Source organism: Cupriavidus sp. YAF13, assembly GCF_052113425.1.
GTDB lineage: Bacteria > Pseudomonadota > Gammaproteobacteria > Burkholderiales > Burkholderiaceae > Cupriavidus.
Map to the genome: position 1 here is coordinate 1 of NZ_JBFRDD010000031.1, position 18659 is coordinate 18659.

At 66.6% G+C, this 18659-nt stretch carries 17 protein-coding genes; 1 reads left to right on the top strand and 16 read right to left on the bottom strand.

The window, feature by feature from the left end; all coding sequences use genetic code 11:
* The 16 genes from AB4061_RS23400 to AB4061_RS23475 all read right to left on the bottom strand — a co-directional run.
* A partial coding sequence (locus AB4061_RS23400; protein WP_441637943.1) for a hypothetical protein occupies positions 1 to 259 on the bottom strand: 259 nt, incomplete at its 3' end.
* 21 nt (positions 260 to 280) lie between these two features.
* Positions 281 to 1135 (bottom strand): DMT family transporter, encoded by an 855-nt coding sequence (locus tag AB4061_RS23405; protein ID WP_441638095.1) that lies wholly within the window; start codon positions 1133 to 1135, stop codon positions 281 to 283.
* A gap of 55 nt (positions 1136 to 1190) precedes the next feature.
* Entirely contained in the window at positions 1191 to 1598 is a 408-nt protein-coding gene (gene gloA, locus AB4061_RS23410) for a lactoylglutathione lyase (protein ID WP_006162781.1), read from the bottom strand.
* A gap of 116 nt (positions 1599 to 1714) precedes the next feature.
* Positions 1715 to 2599, bottom strand: a complete 885-nt coding sequence (locus AB4061_RS23415; protein ID WP_441637945.1) for a M48 family metallopeptidase — start codon at positions 2597 to 2599, stop codon at positions 1715 to 1717.
* The gene (locus AB4061_RS23420) at positions 2596 to 3348 is read right to left on the bottom strand and encodes a lysophospholipid acyltransferase family protein (protein WP_043343766.1); all 753 of its coding nucleotides are present in this window, start codon (positions 3346 to 3348) and stop codon (positions 2596 to 2598) included. The genes AB4061_RS23415 and AB4061_RS23420 overlap by 4 nt, the downstream gene beginning before the upstream one ends.
* A gap of 17 nt (positions 3349 to 3365) precedes the next feature.
* Complete coding sequence (gene gmhB, locus AB4061_RS23425; protein WP_043343769.1) at positions 3366 to 3944, bottom strand: D-glycero-beta-D-manno-heptose 1,7-bisphosphate 7-phosphatase; 579 nt, start codon at positions 3942 to 3944, stop codon at positions 3366 to 3368.
* 29 nt (positions 3945 to 3973) lie between these two features.
* Positions 3974 to 6106 carry a glycine--tRNA ligase subunit beta gene (gene glyS, locus AB4061_RS23430; RefSeq protein WP_441637948.1) on the bottom strand — a complete coding sequence of 711 codons (2133 nt, stop codon included), beginning with the start codon at positions 6104 to 6106 and terminating at the stop codon, positions 3974 to 3976.
* Positions 6107 to 6142: 36 nt separating this feature from the next.
* Positions 6143 to 6799 carry a hypothetical protein gene (locus tag AB4061_RS23435; protein WP_441637950.1) on the bottom strand — a complete coding sequence of 219 codons (657 nt, stop codon included), beginning with the start codon at positions 6797 to 6799 and terminating at the stop codon, positions 6143 to 6145.
* Positions 6796 to 7746, bottom strand: a complete 951-nt coding sequence (glyQ, locus tag AB4061_RS23440) for a glycine--tRNA ligase subunit alpha (protein ID WP_441637952.1) — start codon at positions 7744 to 7746, stop codon at positions 6796 to 6798. The genes AB4061_RS23435 and glyQ overlap by 4 nt, the downstream gene beginning before the upstream one ends.
* 480 nt (positions 7747 to 8226) lie before the next feature.
* Positions 8227 to 9834: an apolipoprotein N-acyltransferase gene (lnt, locus tag AB4061_RS23445; RefSeq protein WP_441637954.1), complete on the bottom strand. Its 1608-nt coding sequence runs from the start codon at positions 9832 to 9834 to the stop codon at positions 8227 to 8229.
* Positions 9831 to 10703 carry an HlyC/CorC family transporter gene (locus AB4061_RS23450; protein ID WP_441637956.1) on the bottom strand — a complete coding sequence of 291 codons (873 nt, stop codon included), beginning with the start codon at positions 10701 to 10703 and terminating at the stop codon, positions 9831 to 9833. The genes lnt and AB4061_RS23450 overlap by 4 nt, the downstream gene beginning before the upstream one ends.
* Before the next feature lie 485 nt (positions 10704 to 11188).
* The gene (ybeY, locus tag AB4061_RS23455) at positions 11189 to 11941 is read right to left on the bottom strand and encodes an rRNA maturation RNase YbeY (RefSeq protein WP_441637958.1); all 753 of its coding nucleotides are present in this window, start codon (positions 11939 to 11941) and stop codon (positions 11189 to 11191) included.
* A gap of 14 nt (positions 11942 to 11955) precedes the next feature.
* Complete coding sequence (locus tag AB4061_RS23460; protein WP_441637960.1) at positions 11956 to 12951, bottom strand: PhoH family protein; 996 nt, start codon at positions 12949 to 12951, stop codon at positions 11956 to 11958.
* Between the two features lie 50 nt (positions 12952 to 13001).
* Positions 13002 to 14354, bottom strand: coding sequence for a tRNA (N6-isopentenyl adenosine(37)-C2)-methylthiotransferase MiaB (miaB, locus tag AB4061_RS23465; protein WP_441637962.1), 1353 nt, complete (start codon positions 14352 to 14354; stop codon positions 13002 to 13004).
* A gap of 94 nt (positions 14355 to 14448) precedes the next feature.
* Complete coding sequence (locus AB4061_RS23470) at positions 14449 to 14829, bottom strand: hypothetical protein (RefSeq protein ID WP_441637964.1); 381 nt, start codon at positions 14827 to 14829, stop codon at positions 14449 to 14451.
* Between the two features lie 136 nt (positions 14830 to 14965).
* Positions 14966 to 16654 carry a ClcB-like voltage-gated chloride channel protein gene (locus AB4061_RS23475; RefSeq protein ID WP_441637966.1) on the bottom strand — a complete coding sequence of 563 codons (1689 nt, stop codon included), beginning with the start codon at positions 16652 to 16654 and terminating at the stop codon, positions 14966 to 14968.
* 306 nt (positions 16655 to 16960) lie between these two features.
* Between AB4061_RS23475 and AB4061_RS23480 the strand changes: the two genes are divergently transcribed.
* On the top strand, positions 16961 to 18655 hold the full coding sequence (locus tag AB4061_RS23480; RefSeq protein ID WP_441637968.1) for a DEAD/DEAH box helicase: 1695 nt from the start codon (positions 16961 to 16963) through the stop codon (positions 18653 to 18655).
* Positions 18656 to 18659: the final 4 nt, after the last annotated feature.

The window sequence follows — 18659 nt, forward strand, 5'->3', positions numbered from 1 at the left end:
GCGGAAAAGAGGGACCCATGTCTGAGTATCGCCTTAAGGCGATGCGAGTTTGGGTCCCGGCCGCTCTTTTCATGAAATCCCGAGGGGGTGTCGCCCCATCCGGCGCGCCTTTTTTGCCTACTTTTTTGGCAAGACAAAAAAGTAGGTCGCCGCGCCGCAGGCGTGGTGAAACTGCAGTTGCTTTTGACCTTGACGTTAAGCCGTTGCAGTTAAGCCCTTGAATCTGAAGCTGATTTTTCAGTTGCAGTTGCAGTTGCAAGTTGCAGCTACATCCCCCCATTTACTCCCGCCGATTCACCAACACAATCCCCCCCAACACCAGCACCGCGGCAATCGCAAACCGCATGCCCACGGTGTCGTGCATCAGCACTACGCCAAACGCCACCCCGAACAGCGGCGTCAAAAACGAAAACACCGACAAGCGCGAAGCCAGGTACTGCCGCAGTAGCCAGAACCACGTCAGGTAGCTGGCGAACGCAATCAGCACGGACTGGTAGAACAGGCTGGCCATCACCATGCCGTCGACGCGCGCATGCAGATGCTGCCCGGCAGCAAGCGCCATGGTCAGCAGCATCACCGCGGACACCGCAAGTTGATAGAGCAGCGTCTTGCTGGGCGCAGCCGAAGCCAGCCGGCTGGCGCGCACCACCACCGTGGTAGCGGCCCAGAGGAAGCCGGCCAGGATCCCGAGCGCATCGCCCAGCAACGTGCTGCCGCCATGCGCGGCCGGCTTGGCGATACCATCGGCGAAGGCCAGCGCCATGCCGCAGAAGGCCAGCCCGACGCCCAGCCATTGCCCGCGCCGCAGGCGTTCGCCGGCCACGCTCAGATGCAGGCCGAGCGCGGTGAAGATGGGTGCGGTGTAGAGGAACACGGCCATGCGCGAAGCCGTGGTGTGGCCAAGGCCGACAAAAATACAGAAGAATTCGGCGCCGAATAGCAAACCAGCCAGCAAGCCGGCACCCAGCGTGCCATCGTGCTGCCACAGCGGCGTGCGGCGCCAGGCGGCAAAGCCGAACACCAGCACGGCTGCCACCGCCGAGCGCACGCCCGCCTGCAGCACCGCGCCCATCAGCGGCGCCGTCGCCTTGATGGCCACTTGCTGCAGTCCCCAGGCCAGGCACAGCATCACCATCAGCGTGACGGCCGTGCCGTCGAGCGGGCGCCGGCTTGGCAGTGGCGTGCTCACCTCAAGGACGGCTGGCGTCGCGCGTGGAATTGCGCTCGATCAGTTCGATCTTGTAGCCGTCCGGGTCTTCGACGAAAGCGATCACCGTGGTGCCGCCCTTGACCGGGCCGGCCTCGCGCACGACGTTGCCGCCGGCGGCGCGGATGCGCTCGCAGGTGGCTGCCGCGTTATCGGTTTCCAGTGCGATATGGCCGTAGGCGGTGCCCATCTCGTACTTTTCCACGCCATAGTTGTAGGTCAGCTCGAGCACGGCGGTTTCGGATTCCGGGCCGTAGCCGACGAAGGCGAGGCGGTATTTGTATTCGGTGTTGTCGCTCTCGCGCAGCAGCTGCATGCCGAGGATGCGGGTGTAGAAGTCGATCGAGCGTTGCAGGTCGCCGACGCGGAGCATGGTGTGGAGGAGTCGCATTTCGGGAGAGGCCTGATATTGTTTTGGGATAGGTCGATTATTCTAAACGGGATGGAAGCAATCGGTTTGCCTTGGCACAGGTGCCCCATTTTCCCGTTTTAAATCAAAGGCCCAGCCTAGAACGTGGGCAGCAACTCGGGCGGGTGGGCCCGCAATTGCGCGCGGGCATCTCGGAACTCCGGAAAGATCGATGCCACCGTATCCCAGAACCGCGGGCTGTGGTTCATCTCTTTGAGATGCGCCAGCTCATGGGCGGCCACGTAGTCGATCATCGACAGCGGAAAATGCATCAAACGCCAGTTCAGGCGGATCTTGCCGTCGGCGGTGCAACTGCCCCAGCGCGTGGCGGCGGAGGTCAGCGCAAACGCGCTATGCCGCACGCCGAGCTTTTCCGCGTAGATGTCGAGCCGCTGTGCCAGCAGGCGTCGTGCCTGGTGTTGCAGCCAGCCTTGCACGCGATCCTTGATCTGCTGCTCGTCGGCATGCACGGGCAGCGCGAGATGAAGAATGCGGGTCTCGGCATCGAACAGCAGCACGCCGGCGGGAGACTCCAGCTGCAGCGTGATGGGCTTGCCCAGGAAGGGCAGGCTGGCGCCGTCGCGCCATTGCACGGTGGGCAGCACGCGGCGGGCTTCGCGGTGCTGCCATTCGCCCAGCTTGTTGAAGATCCAGCGCTGTTTTTCCAGAATGGCCGACTCGATGTCGGCCAGCGTGACCCAGCGCGGCGCCGTGATGGACAGGCCGCGGTCGTCCACGGTGAAGCCGATGGTACGGCGCGACGAGCGCTTGAGCGTGTAGTGCACGGCGCGCTCGCCCACCAGCAGCCGTCGTGCATTGGGCTGCGGCTGGGGCCAGGGCTGCGCCGTCGGGGAGTCGGGCTGCGCCGGCGCCAACCCGCCTGGCACCATGCCGGGCGCCCTGTCTTCGCCTGCAAGGGCGTCGGACAGCGGCAGCTCCATCTGGGAACCGGGGGAGTCGGGGGTCGGGCGCAGCAATTTCATGCGGGCGTTCTGCTCCGGTAGCTCTCGGCGTCGATTCTACGCATATCTTGTTCGATCCACGCCTCAACCTCTTGATTGACCTGGTCGGCCGTCTTGTTGGCCGACGAAATCGGCGCGCCGACGGAGACCGTGATCAGGCCCGGGTACTTGAGGAACGAGTTGCGCGGCCACAGGCGGCCGGAGTTGACCGCCATCGGGATCACCCATGCGCCGGTTTCCACGGCAAGGCGGGCGCCGCCGCTCTTGTAGCGCGTTTTCTCCAGGCCCGACGGTGTGCGCGTGCCTTCCGGGAACATGATGATCCAGGCGCCTTCGGCCAGCCGCTCGCGGCCCTGGCGCACCGCCGAGGCGAAGGCACGGGTGCCTTCCTTGCGGTTGATGTGCACCATCTTGAGCATGCCCAGCGCCCAGCCGAAGAAGGGCACCATCAGCAGTTCGCGCTTGAACACGAAGCACATTGGCTTGGGCATGGTGGCCAGGTAGGCAACGGTTTCCCATGCCGACTGGTGCTTGGACAGCACCACCACCGGCTTGTCGAGCATGGCATCGAAATGCTCACGGCCCTCATAGCGGTAGCGGATGCCGCAGATCAGCGCGGCCGCACCGGTCACCAGCCGCGGCCAGCCGCGCACGAAGCGGTAGCGGCGGTCGGCGTTCATGAACGGGAAGACGATGAAGCACGCGCAGGCATAGGGCGGCGTCAGTACCAGGAGGAACAACGCGAACAGCAAGGAGCGGAGAAAAATCATCGGTACGGGAGTTGGGTTCAGGAGCCGGCCTGGCGCGGGGCGCCATCGCCGGTGAGCAGCCAGCGCGCAAAGGCGCGCAGGTCGTCGTGGATCAGCGTGCCGGGCGGCAGGCCGCCCTTTTTCTCGGTCTTGGGGCCTTTGCCGGTCAGCACCAGGTGCGGGGCGCAGCCTACCGCCAGCCCGGCTTCGAGGTCGCGCAGGGAGTCGCCCACCAGCGGCACGCCCTTGAGCTCGACGCCGAAGCGCTCCGCCAGTTGCTCAAGCATGCCGGGCTTGGGTTTGCGGCAATCGCAGCCGTCCGCCGCCGTATGCGGGCAGAAGAAGACCGCGTCGACGCGCCCGCCCAGGTTGGCCAGCGCCTTGTGCATCTTCTCGTGCATGGCGTTGAGCGCGCTCATCTCGAACAGGCCGCGGCCGATGCCGGACTGGTTGCTGACGATCACCACGCGATAGCCGGCCTGGTTGAGCGCTGCGATCGCTTCCAGGCTGCCATCGATGGGGATCCATTCGTCCGGTGTCTTGATGAACTGGTCGCTGTCGAGGTTGACGACCCCGTCGCGATCGAGCACGACAAGCTTGGGCGGTGTCTGCGGCATGATGGCTTCCCGTTGTGGTGCCGGGCCGCTTACGCGGCCAGCTTGGAGATGTCGGCCACGCGATTGGCCAGCACGTGCAGCGAGGCCAGCAGCGCGAGCCGGTTGGCGCGCAGCTGCGGGTCTTCGGCCATCACCATGACATCGTTGAAGAACTGGTCGACCGCTTCGCGCAGTTGTGCCAGGTCGCGCAGCGCGGTGGCGAAGTCGCCATTGGCGAAGGCGGCATCCACTTGCGGACGCACGCTTTCCACCGCCTTGTGCAGCGCGCTTTCGGCAGCTTCCTGGAGCAGGGCCGGCTGCACCGTGCCTACGGGCTCGGTGTTCTTGCGCAGGATGTTGGTGATGCGCTTGTTGGCCGCGGCCAGCGCCTCGGCCTGGGGCAGGGCGGCAAAGGTGCGCACCGCTTCCAGGCGGGCCAGGATGTCGTCCAGGCGCTGCGGGCGCAGGCTCACCACGGCTTCGACCTCATGGGTGGTGTAGCCCTTGTCCTTCAGGTAGCCGCGCAGGCGGTCGTAGAGGAAATCTGCGATCGCGGCTTGTGCGGGCTTGACCGCGGCAACACCGGCGAAGGCTTGCTGGGTGAGTTCCAGCAGCGCGTCGATCGACAGCGGCAGCGGGGTTTCGACCAGCATGCGCAGGATGCCCAGCGCGTGGCGGCGCAGCGCGAACGGGTCCTTCTCGCCGGTGGGCGACAGGCCGATGCCCCAGATGCCGACCAGCGTTTCCAGCTTGTCGGCCAGCGCCACGGCCAGGCTCACGGGGCTGCCCGGCAGGGCGTCGCCGGCAAAGCGCGGGCGGTAGTGCTCTGAGCAGGCCAGCGCCACGCTCTGCGCCTCGTCGTCGTGGCGCGCGTAGTACGTGCCCATGGTGCCTTGCAGTTCCGGGAATTCGCCCACCATGTCGGTCAGCAGGTCGGCCTTGGCGAGTTCGGCGCCACGCATGGCGGCCGCCTTTTCCACGGCAATGCCGGCTGCGGCCAGCGCGTCGGCGATGTGGCCGGCGATCTGCTGCAGGCGCTGCACGCGGTCGAGCTGCGTGCCGATCTTGTTGTGATAGACCACGTTGGCCAGTTGCGGCACGCGCGAGGCGAGGGTCTTCTTGCGGTCCTGGTCGAAGAAGAACTTGGCGTCCGCCAGGCGCGGGCGCACCACGCGCTCGTTGCCGCTGATGATGGACTCCGGCGTATCGGTGGCCAGGTTGGAAACCACCAGGAAGCGGTTGCGCAGGTGGCCGGCGGCATCGGTCAGCGCGAAGTATTTCTGGTTGGTCTGCATGGTCAGGATCAGGCATTCCTGCGGCACCTCGAGGAAGACCTCCTCGAAGTGGCAAGGATAGACCACCGGCCATTCCACCAGCGAGTTGACTTCGTCGAGCAGCGCATCGGGCATCACGACCTGGTCGGCGCCCGCCTGCTCCAGCAGCGCGGTGCGGATGCGTTCGCGGCGATCCGCGTAGCTGGCCAGCACGTGGCCTTGCGACGCCAGCACGGCGGCGTATTCGCCCGCATGCGCGATCTCGATCTCGCCGCTGGAGAGGAAGCGGTGGCCGCGCGTGGTCCGGCCCGCTTGCAGCCCCAGCACGCTGAGCGGCACCACCTCGGTGCCAAGCAGTGCGATCAAACCGTGCGCGGGGCGCACGAAATGCACCGTGCTGCCGTCCGGGCGCTGGTAGCTCATCACCTTGGGGATGGGCAGCTTGGCGATGGTGTCGTCCAGCGCCGCCTGCAGCCCGGCGCCCAGTTCGGCGCCGCGCGCGGTGTAGCAGTAGAAGAAGGCGTCGGCCTTGCCGTCGGAGGCGCGCTCCAGGGTTTGCCAGTCGATCGCCTCGACGCCCACCGATTTAGCCAGGGCGGCCAGTTTCTTGGCCAGCGGGGCGGTGGGCTGGCCGCTGGCGTCCAGCGCCACGGTCAGCGGCAGCACTTTCTCGCGCTGCTCGCGGTCGGGCGCGTTACGGCGCACTTTGGTGACCAGCGCCGCCAGCCGGCGCGGCGTGGCGAACGCAGTCACGGCGGCGCCGTCACCTACCAGGCCACGCTCGGAGAGGCCGGCGAAGAGGCCCTGCGCGAAGGCGTCGCCCAAGCGTGCCAGCGCCTTGGGCGGCAGCTCTTCGGTGAGCAGTTCGATCAGCAGCGTATCGTTCGAATCGGTCAGGAGTTGCGACATGAATCGTTTCCAACAAGTTGTGGCACGCGCTGCGCTTTAGCAGCGCGGTGCAATAGTAGGTTCTACGCCGGACAACAGCCACAGGCCGTTTTGCTGGCGGAATTGCAGCGTGGTTGCTACGCACTGCGTGTCTGCGCTGGTGCCATTGGTGCCGTTGCCTGCGCTGCTGCCACGGCCGCCGGGGGCGGGACGGGGCGCGAAGAAACGGGCATCGAGGCGGCGCAGCCGCTTGTCGTAGCGGATCTCGTCGATGCGGCCGCTCACCCAGAAGTCGATCCTGGGCGGCAGCTGCGCGGCCGAGTAGTACGTCTTGATCTGCCTGCGCACCCGCCCGTTGACCGTCTCGGTCTCAATCCACGAGAGCGGGTAGCGGATCGCGCTTTCATAGGCGCGCAGCGGCACGCGGTGCCAGCCCAGGTCCTTGGAGCCCGAGAGATCGCACGAGAACGTGCGCACCAGCTGGGTCCATTGGTCCAGCGAGTTGTTCGGGCCGAAAGCGCCATGCCAGTGCCGGTCGATCGCCTGCTGCAGGGCCTGCGGATTGGCCTCGCACACATTGGACAGGTCGGCCGGCAGGTACAGCACCTGCGGGCTCGGCATCGGCGCGGTGGCCCGGGCGGCGCCATGCGCCCCCAAGGCCAGCAGCGCCAGGGCAGCGCCTCGGCATAGCGCGCTGCGCGCTGTGCGGGTCATGCGGTGGCCTCGCGGTCGCACATCGGGAAGCCGAGCGACTCGCGCGAGTCGTAGTAGGCCTGGGCCACCAGCCGCGACAGGTTGCGGATGCGGCCGATGTAGGCCGCGCGCTCGGTGACCGAGATCGCGCCGCGCGCATCCAGCAGGTTGAATGTGTGAGCGGCCTTGAGCAGTTGCTCGTAGGCCGGCAGCGCCAGGCGCTTGGCGACTTCGGCCGGCGCGTCCTGCTGCGTGGCTTCGACGGCACCCATCAGGCGCTTGGCCTCGGACTCGTACTCGGCGAAGTGGCGGAACAGGATCTCGGTGTTGCTCTGCTCGAAGTTGTAGGTGGATTGCTCCACTTCGTTCTGGTGATAGACGTCGCCGTAGGTCAGGCGGCGCGTCTTGCCGTTTTCTTCCCACTCGGTCCACACCAGGTCATAGATGTTCTCGACCTTCTGCAGGTACATCGCCAGGCGCTCGATGCCGTAGGTGATCTCGCCGGTGATGGGCTTGCAGTCGATGCCGCCAACCTGCTGGAAGTAGGTGAATTGAGTGACTTCCATGCCGTTGAGCCAGACTTCCCAGCCCAGGCCCCAGGCGCCGAGGGTGGGGTTCTCCCAGTCGTCCTCGACGAAGCGGATGTCGTTTTGCTTAAGGTCCAGGCCCAGCGCTTCCAGCGAGCCGAGGTACAGCTCCAGGATGTTCTCGGGGGCCGGCTTGAGCACCACCTGGTACTGGTAGTAGTGCTGCAGGCGGTTGGGGTTCTCGCCATAGCGCCCGTCCTTGGGGCGGCGCGACGGCTGCACATAGGCGGCTCGCCACGGTTCCGGGCCGATCGCGCGCAGGAAGGTGTGCACGTGCGAGGTGCCGGCGCCGACCTCCAGATCGATAGGTTGCAAGAGTGCACAACCCTGCCGGTCCCAGTAGGCCTGCAGGGTGAGGATCATTTGTTGGAAGGTCAGCATAGGCGAAGACTAGTAAGGGCCTGCACGCAGGCCAGCAAGCAAGGGTGGACCGCGCGGCGGCAAAGTTGCCGCGGCGCTTCACGAAGATCGTGCCAAACCCTGAATTCTATCGGTTTTTTTGCCGCCGCCAGCCATCGGCACGGCCCTTGCATAGGTCAGGGCGTCCAATCCCGCCCGCGGGGCTGGCATGTGGTGTCGGCGTTTTGCAACGAATCGGGTAAACACCGAAGGGTGCTAAAGGCCTGCCGGATACTGGCCGTTAGTGTTTTTGTATACAGTATTAGGCAGAGCTGTGCATAACAGCCGCAACCGTTTGAATCAATCCAGTTACGGGGACACCGGTCATGTCGCTACTTTCTCGCAAGCCTTATCTCGTCGCCATTGCAGTGATGATTGCCGCCGCCTTGGTCTCGGCCGTAGCGGCGTCGGCCTGACGGCAGGCCTGGCAATGGGGCCGGCGCAAGCCGGCCCGGACTGCCGTCAGCTTTGCCGGCGGCGGCGCCAGGCCGCCAGTGCCAGCACCAGCAGGCATGCCGCCAGCGCTGGCACATTGCCCCAACGCACGTAGGGGGTGAAACCCTGCGTGCCCTGCACATTGGCGGTGAGCGTGCCGACGGTGAAGGTCGGCAGTTGTCCCGCCACCACGCCGTCCGGCGTTACCACGGCCGTCATGCCGGTATTGGTCGAGCGCAGCATCGGCCGGCGCGTTTCCAGCGCGCGCATGCGCGAGATCTGCAGATGCTGGTCCAGCGCGATGGTGTCGCCGAACCATGCCAGGTTGGTCACGTTGGCCAGGATATTGGCCGGCACCTTCTGGCTGCGCAGCGTCTCGGCGATTTCCTCGCCGAACAGATCCTCGTAGCAGATATTGGGCGCCACCAGGATGCCGCGCACGGGCAGCGGCGTCTGGTCCAGCCCGCCGCGGCGGAAATCCCCCAGCGGCATCTTCATCATGTCCACGAACCAATGGAAGCCGAAAGGAATGAACTCGCCGAACGGCACCAGGTGGTGCTTGTTGTAGCGGTACAGCCGTTCGGTCAGCGGGCCCAGGCCAAAGACGCTGTTGGTGAAATCGACTGGCGAATCCGCGCCGGCGGCGCCGAACAGCACGGTGGTGCCGCTAGCCACGGTGAAGTCGCGCACCGCGATGGCGATGTCCACCGGCAGGTCCTGCAAGATCACCGGGAACGCCGTCTCCGGCGTCACGACCAGATCCGCCGGGGCGGCGGTGATCAGGTCACGATAAAGCTCGAGCGAGCGCTGCACGCCGACCGGCTCGAACTTGATGTCCTGCGCCACGTTGCCTTGCAGCAGCCGCACCGAAATGGGCTTGCCGGCAGGCGTGGTCCAGGCGATCGGCACCAGCGCGGTGCCGGCCAGCGGCAGCGCCACGGCGGCCGCCAGGGCGATCGCGCCGGCACGCATGCCGCGCGGGTTGGCGTGCTCATCCTGGCGACGGGCAAAGCCGCGCACGGCGGCCGCCAGCAAGGCGGCCACGGTCGCTGCCAACGCGCCGATGCCATAGACGCCCACCAGCGGCGCGAAGCCGGCCAGCGGGCCATCGGTATGGGCGTAGCCGCTCGAGAGCCACGGAAAGCCGGTGAAGATCACGCCGCGCACCCATTCCGACAGTCCCCAGGCCGCCCCAAAGGCGAGTGGCGCGAGCAGTGCCAACGAGGTTGTCCGCGTACGGCGGGCAGTCAGCCAGTGCCACGTGGCGGCGGCCAGCGCCGGATAGAGCGAGAGGAAGGCGCCGAACAGCAGCACGGCAAGCATCGCCATCCACGCCGGCATCTCACCATAGACGTGCATGCTGATATAGAGCCACCAGATGCCGGAGAGGAACCAGCCGAGGCCGAAGGCGTAGCCGGTGGCGGCCGCGCCACGGGTGCGCGGCGCATCGGCGACCAGTGCCACCAGCCCCGCCAGCGACAGCAGTTGCAGCCACCACCAGGTGTGCGGCGCGTAGGCCTGGGTATGGGCCACGCCCAGCACGGCAGCCAGCAGCAGACGGGGCAGGCTCACGCCGCGCGCGTCGTCGCGTCCGGCGCTTGCGGCGCCGGACCATGCTTGGACAACGCGCTTCATACGCCGTCCACGTCGGGCGGGGTGAGCGGGGCCTCGCGGCGCACCAGCATCAGGTGCGCCTGGCGGGCGTCGGCACGCAGGACTTCGAAGCGTATCGGCGGCAACACCACCACTTCGCCGCGATGCGGCACGTGACCCAGGTGGTTGCTCAGCAAGCCGCCCACGGTATCGACGTCGTGATCCGAGAATTGCGTGCCGAAGGTCTCGTTGAACTGCTCGATTTCGGTCAGTCCATGCACGCGCCAACTGCCATCGGGCAGCTGCACGATGTTGTCATGGTCTTCGTCGAGGTCGAATTCATCCTCGATGTCGCCCACGATCTGCTCCAGCACGTCCTCGATGGTGACCAGGCCGGCGACGCCGCCGTACTCGTCCACCACCATGGCGATGTGGTTGCGGTTGATGCGGAAGTCGCGCAACAGGATATTGAGGCGCTTGGACTCGGGAATGAACACAGCCGGGCGCAAGGTCTCGCGCAGGTCGAACTCTTCATCGGTGTAATACCGCAAGAGGTCCTTGGCGAGCAGGATGCCGATGATGTTGTCGCGGCTGCCTTCATAGACCGGAAAGCGCGAGTGCGCTGTCTGCCGCATGAAGGGGATGAAGCTCTCCGGCGCATCGGCGATATTGACGGTGTCCATCTGGCCACGGGGGACCATGATGTCGCGCGCGGTGAGTTCGGATACCTGGAACACGCCTTCAATCATGGAAAGCGAGTCGGCGTCGATCAGGTTGCGCGCATGCGCATCCTGGAGCACCTCGAGCAATTCGGCACGGGAGTCGGGCTCCGGAGAGATGAAATCCGAGAGCCGTTCGAGCAGGGATCGGGGACGGTCGGCTGACTTCGAACTGGGATAAGGGTCGTTCATGGCGCGACGAGCGCGGGGTGGATATCGGTTGAAGGATACACTAAATGGGTTTGGGGGCTGTGATTTGGGGGTGACGGGGGGAGGTTTGGCGGGGTTTGGGGGAGGTTTGAAACTGCGACTTCAGCTGCTTAACGTCAAGGGCAACTGCAACTGCAACTGCAACTGCAACTGCAACTGCAACTGCAACTGCAACTGCAACTGCCGTTTCACCACCCCTGCGGGGCGGCGACCTACTTTTTTGTCTTGCCAAAAAAGTAGGCAAAAAAGGCGCGCCGGATGGGGCGACTACCCCCTCGGGCTTCGGCAAAAAGAGCGGCCGGGACCCAAACTCGCATCGCCTTAAGGCGATACTCAGACATGGGTCCCTCTTTTCCGCTCTTTTCGCCGAATCCCGAGGCGCCCCATACGGCCTTGGCACACCTACACGGCTCGCTTCGCATCGCGCTGGGGTGATTCCCGCTTTCGGGCGGGAATCACGGCTACACCTAGTCTTTGATTTTGGCGTTGCCGTTCGCCAGGTACGGATCCGGGAAGCCTAGGGCCTGCAGCGTTTCCGTCTCGATGGCTTCCATTTCTTCCGCTTCGCCGTCTTCCTCGTGCTCGTAGCCCTGCGCATGCAGGACGCCGTGCACGATCAGGTGGGCGTAGTGCGCTTCAAGCGACTTTTTCTGCTCGCGGGCTTCCTGCTCCACTACCGGGCAGCACAGCACGATGTCGCCGCTGACCGGGTCGGACTCGTGCTCGGCATAGGCGAAGGTCAGCACATTGGTCGCGTAGTCCTTGCCGCGGTAGCTGCGGTTCAGGCTGCGCCCTTCTTCTTCGCCGACAAAGCGGATGGTCAGCGTGGCATCGGCGTACAGCGCGGACTTGGCCCAGGTCTGGACCTTGCGCTGGGTCGGCAGGCCGCGCTGCCCCTTGATGCCTTCGCCATATTGCAGTGCCAGTTCCAGGGATGGCGGCGTGGCGGGCGTGCCGGTGGTGGTGACCGTCGGCGTGGCGGTAACGGCGACCGACAAGGCGTCGTGGTTGTCCGGGCGCACCAGCAGGCCAGCCTGCTGGCGGTCGTCGGTGTGCTCGGCCAGCAGCGCGACTACGCCTTCGGCGGCTTGCGACAGGTCCACGGTGATGCTGCGGCCGTCAGGCAATTGCACGCGCAGGGCGTGCGCCTGGGTCTTGCGCGCGCGGCCTTCGGCGTCAAACAGGATCAGGCTGGCGGGGGAGGAGGATTTTGCGTTCACGATTGGGCGTTTGATTAAGCGTCTCGGTGTTGAGCGTGATATTCGTCATAGGCATCGACGATGCGCGCCACCAGCGGGTGCCGCACCACGTCGGTGCTGGTAAAGCGGGTCATGGCCACGCCGCGCACTTCACGCAGCACGTGCTGCGCTTCCACCAGGCCGCTCTTCTGCCCGCGCGGCAGGTCGATCTGGGTGGTGTCGCCGGTGATGACCGCCTTGGAGCCAAAGCCGATCCGGGTCAGGAACATCTTCATCTGCTCGGGCGTGGTGTTCTGCGCCTCGTCCAAGATGATGAAGGCGTGGTTCAGCGTGCGCCCGCGCATGTAGGCCAGCGGCGCGACCTCGATCATCTGGCGCTCGAACATCTTCTGCGTGCGGTCGAAGCCGAGCAGGTCGTAGAGCGCGTCGTACAGCGGCCGCAGGTAGGGATCGATCTTCTGGGCCAGGTCGCCGGGCAGGAAGCCCAGGCGCTCGCCGGCTTCCACCGCCGGTCGCGTCAACACGATGCGCTTGACCGAATCGCGCTCGAGCGCGTCCACGGCGCAGGCCACCGCCAGGTAGGTCTTGCCGGTGCCGGCCGGGCCGATGCCCAGGGTGAGGTCGTGTGCCAGTACGTTGCGAAGGTAGTCGCGCTGCATGGGTGTGCGCCCGTGCAGGCCCGCGCGGCGCGTGTGCAGCACGGGGGATTCGTCATCGTCGCTGGCGGTATCCGCGCTCGCGCCGTCGGGGACATAGCCGCCGTGCGCGGCGACCTGGCGTGCCTCGACCAGGCCGAGCTGCACGTCGTCGATCGACAGGGCGGTGCGGGCGTTGTTATAGAAGCGCTCGAGTGCCGCCGCGGCGTCGCGGGCGTAGGCGCCGCGCACGGTCATGCGATGGCCGCGGCGCTGGATGGTGACGTCGAGCGCTTGCTCGATCTGGCGCAGGTTCTCGTCAAGCGGCCCGCACAGGTTCTGCAGGCGGGTGTTGTCGTCCTTGGGGGCGACGAATTCGGCTGAAGGGATTTTCATCTGGGTACGAGTGGCTGCATCAGGCTGCATCAAGCTGCATCGGGCGTGGGTTACTGGCGCACTACGATTTCGCCGCGCAGCGAATGCGGGAAGGCTTCGGTAATGGCCACGTCCACCATTTCGCCGACCATGCGGTCGCGGCTGGCCTGGGGCACGCCGGGCAGCGCGAAATTCACCACGCGGTTGTTCTCGGTGCGGCCGTGCAGCTCGGTCGGATCCTTGCGTGCCGGGCCTTCCACCAGGATGCGCTGCACCGAGCCGACCATGCCGGCGCTGATGTGCTGCACGTTCTCCTCGATGGTGGCCTGCAGGCGCTGCAGGCGGCGCAGCTTGACCTCGTGTGGCGTGTCGTCGGCCAGGTTGGCCGCCGGCGTGCCGGGGCGCGGGCTGAAGATAAACGAGAACGACGTGTCGTAGCCGATCTCCTCGATCATCGCCATCAGCTTTTCAAAGTCCGCCTCGGTCTCGCCGGGAAAGCCGATGATGAAGTCGGATGACAGCGACATGTCCGGGCGCAGCGCGCGCAACTTGCGGATGATGCTCTTGTATTCCAGGACGCTGTAGCCGCGCTTCATCGCCATCAGGATGCGGTCTGAAGCGTGCTGCACCGGCAGGTGCAGGTGGTTGACCAGCTTCGGGCAGCGCTCGTACATCTCGATCAGGCGCGGGGTGAATTCCTTCGGGTGGCTGGTGGTGTAGCGGATGCGCTCGATGCCGGGGATCTCGGCCACGTATTCGATCAGCAGCGCGAAGTCGGCGATCTCGCTGGTGCCGCCCATGGCGCCGCGATACGCGTTGACGTTCTGGCCCAGCAACGTGACTTCGCGCACGCCTTGCTCGGCCAGCCCGGCGACTTCCGCCAGCACGTCCTCGAACGGGCGTGAGACTTCCTCGCCACGGGTGTAGGGCACCACGCAGTAGCTGCAGTACTTGGAGCAGCCTTCCATGATGGAGACAAAGGCGCTCGGGCCTTCCACGCGCGCCGGCGGCAGGTGGTCGAACTTTTCGATCTCGGGAAAGGAGATGTCCACCTGCGAGTGGCCGGTCTGCTGGCGTCGGTTGATCATGTCAGGCAGGCGGTGCAGCGTTTGCGGGCCGAACACCACGTCGACATAGGGCGCGCGCTTGACGATGGCGGCGCCTTCCTGGCTCGCCACGCAGCCGCCCACGCCGATCACCAGGTCCGGCTTGACGGCCTTGAGCGCCTTCAGGCGGCCCAGTTCGGAGAACACCTTCTCTTGCGCTTTCTCGCGCACGGAGCAGGTGTTGAAGAGGATGACGTCCGCTTCTTCCAGCGTGTCTGTCTTCTCCATGCCCTGGGCGGCATGGAGCATATCGACCATCTTGTCCGAGTCGTACTCGTTCATCTGACAGCCGTAGGTTTTGACGAAGACTTTTTTCATGGTGCCGATCTCAGTGGTTGACCTGGGGGCATCAGGGTTTTATGGGGACGAAAGATGTCCGGGCCTCGGCGCGCCGCCGCGCCCCGGACTACGACTATTGCGCTGCTTTTTGTTCCTGCTCGGTCAGCACCCAGGCCGTCAGCAACTGGCCATAGAGGTCGAGCTTGAACCGCACCGGCAGCTTTTGGCCGGCCACCGCCCCGATGGGCAGCAACTGGTTGTCCGTGCCGAACAGCCGCAGGCCCGGGGCCACGCCAACGGTCTTGCCGTCCAGCGTGGCCGACTGCGGCGCGCTGGGCGACTGCGCGGCGAGCACCAGCTTGGCCTTGGCCGCGTCCGCTGGGATCACGCGCAACGCCTGCTGCGCATACGCCGTTGCCGGCAGCAGCGCGGCGGGCAAAGCAAGCGATGCAGCTAGCAAGGTGGCCCGGACCAAAACGAAAAGGGCAGGGCGCGTGGCACGGTTGGCTGGCATGGAGGCTCCGGCAGAAACGGTTCGGAAAACGAAAACGAAAGCGAAAGCGGAAAACGAAAGCGATTCGGGTCTTCGCTTCGGCGGCGCGGACCGGGCAACCTAATATTCTACCCGGTCGCCCGCCGGCCGCGCGGCGCTAGAACAGCCCGGATGCTTCCTGCAGCACACGCTGCTTGGAGACCGTGCCCATCAGTTCGCGCCCGGCCGTGTCGCGGATCAGCGGGATCCGGTTGAGCGCGTGATGCGTGAATAGCCGCAGCGCGTCGGGCAGCCGCGACTCCGGCGTCAGGGTGGGGAAATCGCGCTCGCACAGCGCCAGGAGGCCCGCGCGCGGCCGCTCGCGCAGTGCACGTTGCACCGCATGGATCGACAGCGCGCCCAGTAGGCAGCCGTCCGGCCCAACCATATAAAGATAGCGCGTGCCGGTCTCGGCGAACTTGTCGCTGGCCTGCTCCAGCGTGGCCTCGGGGCCGATGACGGTGTCGGTGGCGTCGCAGAGCCCGGCCAGCGTCAGCGCCCGCGCGCGCTCCGCGGCGGCGGATGCCTGGGTGCGCTCCGCCACCACGCTGTACAAGGACAAGGTCTGGCAGCGCGATGCGGTGTAGTAGGCCGCCGCCGCGCCGATCATGCCCGGCAGCAGCAGCGCCGGGGCCAGCGTCATCTCGAACACCATCAGCACCGACATCAGCGGCGCCTGGCTGGTGGCGGCCAGGAAGGCGGCCATGCCGACCAGCGGCAACAGCGGCGCGCCGCTGCCCCCCGGCACGGCGGGAGCCAGCAGTTGCCCTAGCGCCGCGCCGACGAACAGCGATGGCGTGAACACGCCGCCCACCGCGCCCGAGCCCATGCTGAGCACGGTGGCCAGCAGCTTGGCCAGCAATACCGCCGCCAGCGATACGCTCAAGGGGTGCCCCTGCAAGATCGACTGGATGGTGTAGTAGCCGTTGCCGACCACCTCGGGCACCCAGATCGCCAACACGCCCACCATCGCACCGCCCAGCGCCAGGCGCGGCACCAGGCCGCCCGGCACCCGGGCAAAGGCGCCCTTGGCCAGGCTGGAGGCACGCATGAAGAGGGCGCCGGACACGCCGGCCAGCACGCCGAGCAAGACCGCCGCCAGCAGCATGGGCGGATGCAGCAGGTCGGCGGGCACGGTCAGGCCGGGATAGAGCGGCTGCAGGCCACCATGTAGCTGGCTGACCACCGTGCCCGCCACGGAAGCCAGGAACAGCGGCATCAGGCGCTGCACCGCCACCGCGCCAAAGACCACCTCGGCCACGAAGACCGCCGCCGACAGCGGCGTGTGGTACACCGAGGCCAGCCCGGCGGCCGCCGCGCAGGCCGTGAGCATGCGCCGCAGGTTGGTGTCGCCGTCCGGTCCGCTGCCGCCGCGCGCGGACGGAAACACCGATCCGCACAGGGCCGCGAGCTGGATCATCGCGCCTTCCTTGCCCACCGAGCTGCCGGTGACGATGGAGCAGAACGAAGACAGCGCGCGCAGCAAGGTGATGCGTACCGGCAGGCGCCCGGTGCCGCTGGCAACCGCTTCCATATAGTCGGAGACGCCTGGCTGCGCGGCGTTGAGCTTGGCTGCCGCCGTCAGCAGCAAGCCCGCGATCACGCCGCCAAGCGTCGGGATCGCCACCCGCCAGATCAGGGCGAGGCCTGCGAATACCGTGACGATATCGGCATGCGTGCCAAACATCACATAGCCGCTAGCGTCCAGCGCCTCCTTGAACAGGGTGGTGACGATGGCTGCGGCAATCCCTACCGGGATGGCGGTAAAGAGGGTGACTTCCTGGTCTTCGATGAACCTGAACCGCATCGTCTCGGCATCCGGGGGCTGGGATGGGCCGGGCCGGGCCGGCGCGCGCCCGCGCGGTGCGTGGGCGCGCCCAGGCAGGGGCCAGGCGGGGGTGGCCGCCATCATAGCGCAGCGGCGCGCGCGTCCCTCGGGGCGCAGCGCGCGCGCGAAAGCGCCAGGCTGGTACACTAGCGGCCTTTCCTCCTAAAGAAGCGGGGGCAGTCGCCTCGCTTCGCCGGTCGGTATTTCCGGTTTTCGGTTTTCTCACTCACGTCGCCCCCGCGATTGGCGCACCACATGCGCAAAGGGCGGCCGAAGCGTCAATTCATGTCTTTTTCCGAACTTGGCTTGTCCGACAAGCTTATGCGTGCCGTGGCCGAACAGGGCTATACCACGCCGACTCCGATTCAAGCGCAGGCGATTCCCGCCATCCTGAAAGGGGGCGACCTGCTTGCCGGCGCGCAGACCGGCACCGGCAAGACGGCCGGCTTCACGCTGCCGCTGCTGCAACTGCTGTCCGAATCCTCGGCCGGCCGCGAACCCGCACGTGGACAGCGCCTGCCGGTGCGCGCACTGGTCCTGACCCCGACCCGCGAACTGGCGGCGCAGGTGGAAGAAAGCGTTCGTAACTACGGCAAGTACCTCAAGCTGCGCTCCATGGTGATGTTCGGCGGCGTGGGCATCAACCCGCAGATCGAACAGCTCAAGCGCGGTGTCGATATCGTGGTGGCCACGCCCGGCCGCCTGCTTGATCACCTGTCCCAGCGCACCATCGACCTGTCGCACGTGGAAATGCTGGTGCTGGACGAAGCCGACCGCATGCTCGACATGGGCTTCATCCACGACATCCGCAAGATCCTCAACGTCTTGCCGCCGAAGCGCCAGAACCTGCTGTTCTCGGCCACCTTCTCCGACGAGATCCGTGGCCTGGCCGACCGCCTGCTGGACAACCCCGCCTCCATCGAAGTGGCGCGCCGCAATACCACGGCCGAAACGGTGGCGCAGCGCGTCTACCCGGTGGACCGCGAGCGCAAGCGCGAACTGCTGGCCCACCTGGTGCGCGAGAACGACTGGCACCAGGTGCTGGTCTTCACCCGCACCAAGCACGGCGCCAACCGCCTGGCCGAGCAGCTCGACAAGGACGGCCTGTCGGCATTGGCGATCCACGGCAACAAGAGCCAGTCGGCCCGCACGCGCGCGCTGACCGAGTTCAAGGCCGGCACGCTGCGCCTGCTGGTGGCTACCGATATCGCCGCGCGCGGCATCGACATCGACCAACTGCCCCACGTGGTCAACTACGACCTCCCCAACGTGCCCGAAGACTACGTGCACCGTATCGGCCGTACCGGCCGCGCCGGCGCCGAGGGCGAGGCGATCTCGCTGGTCTGCGTGGATGAAATCTCGCTGATGCGCGATATCGAACGGCTGATCAAGCGCCAGATCGAGCAAACCATCTTGCCGGGCTTCGAGGTCGATCCGAGCATTCCGGCCGAGCCGATCCAGAAGGGCCGGCAGGCACGCGGCCAGGGCCAGGGCAATGGTGGTGGTGGCCGTGGCCGCGGCCAGGCACCCGCCGGCGGCCAGCCGCGCGGCCGCGCACCGGCGGCAGAAGCTGGCGAGCGCCAGCAACGTCCGGCACGCGCGCCGCAAGGCCGCAGCCAGGCTCCCGCCGCCGCCGATGGACAAGGCCAGCGCCGCGCGCCGCAGGCACAGGGCCAACGCCCGGCGCAGGGCAGCGGACGACCGGCTTCGGCCGGCCAAGGCAACCCGCGTAACGGTCAGGCCAATGGCAACCGCACTGGCGAGGCCAACGGCAACCGTGCCGCCGGCAATGGCAATGGCAGTGGCAATGGCAATGGCAATGGCAACCGCGATCGCAATGGCGACGTCAACGGCAACCGCGCCGGTGCCAACACCCATGTTGCGCAGCCGCGCACCGGACAGGATCCGGCCGCACGCGGTCGCCGTCCGGCGCCGCAAGCCGCGCTGCTGGGCGGCCAGCGCGCCAAGCCCACGCGCTAACTCC

Excerpts from the sequence above, each read along its gene's own strand:
- AB4061_RS23405 (WP_441638095.1), bottom strand. The coding sequence starts at position 1,135 with ATGGTGATGCTGTGCCTGGCCTGGGGACTGCAGCAAGTGGCCATCAAG.
- gloA (WP_006162781.1), bottom strand. The coding sequence starts at position 1,598 with ATGCGACTCCTCCACACCATGCTCCGCGTCGGCGACCTGCAACGCTCG.
- AB4061_RS23415 (WP_441637945.1), bottom strand. The coding sequence starts at position 2,599 with ATGAAATTGCTGCGCCCGACCCCCGACTCCCCCGGTTCCCAGATGGAG.
- AB4061_RS23420 (WP_043343766.1), bottom strand. The coding sequence starts at position 3,348 with ATGATTTTTCTCCGCTCCTTGCTGTTCGCGTTGTTCCTCCTGGTACTG.
- gmhB (WP_043343769.1), bottom strand. The coding sequence starts at position 3,944 with ATGCCGCAGACACCGCCCAAGCTTGTCGTGCTCGATCGCGACGGGGTC.
- glyS (WP_441637948.1), bottom strand. The coding sequence starts at position 6,106 with ATGTCGCAACTCCTGACCGATTCGAACGATACGCTGCTGATCGAACTG.
- AB4061_RS23435 (WP_441637950.1), bottom strand. The coding sequence starts at position 6,799 with ATGACCCGCACAGCGCGCAGCGCGCTATGCCGAGGCGCTGCCCTGGCG.
- glyQ (WP_441637952.1), bottom strand. The coding sequence starts at position 7,746 with ATGCTGACCTTCCAACAAATGATCCTCACCCTGCAGGCCTACTGGGAC.
- lnt (WP_441637954.1), bottom strand. The coding sequence starts at position 9,834 with ATGAAGCGCGTTGTCCAAGCATGGTCCGGCGCCGCAAGCGCCGGACGC.
- AB4061_RS23450 (WP_441637956.1), bottom strand. The coding sequence starts at position 10,703 with ATGAACGACCCTTATCCCAGTTCGAAGTCAGCCGACCGTCCCCGATCC.
- AB4061_RS23460 (WP_441637960.1), bottom strand. The coding sequence starts at position 12,951 with ATGAAAATCCCTTCAGCCGAATTCGTCGCCCCCAAGGACGACAACACC.
- miaB (WP_441637962.1), bottom strand. The coding sequence starts at position 14,354 with ATGAAAAAAGTCTTCGTCAAAACCTACGGCTGTCAGATGAACGAGTAC.
- AB4061_RS23470 (WP_441637964.1), bottom strand. The coding sequence starts at position 14,829 with ATGCCAGCCAACCGTGCCACGCGCCCTGCCCTTTTCGTTTTGGTCCGG.
- AB4061_RS23475 (WP_441637966.1), bottom strand. The coding sequence starts at position 16,654 with ATGCGGTTCAGGTTCATCGAAGACCAGGAAGTCACCCTCTTTACCGCC.
- AB4061_RS23480 (WP_441637968.1), top strand. The coding sequence starts at position 16,961 with ATGTCTTTTTCCGAACTTGGCTTGTCCGACAAGCTTATGCGTGCCGTG.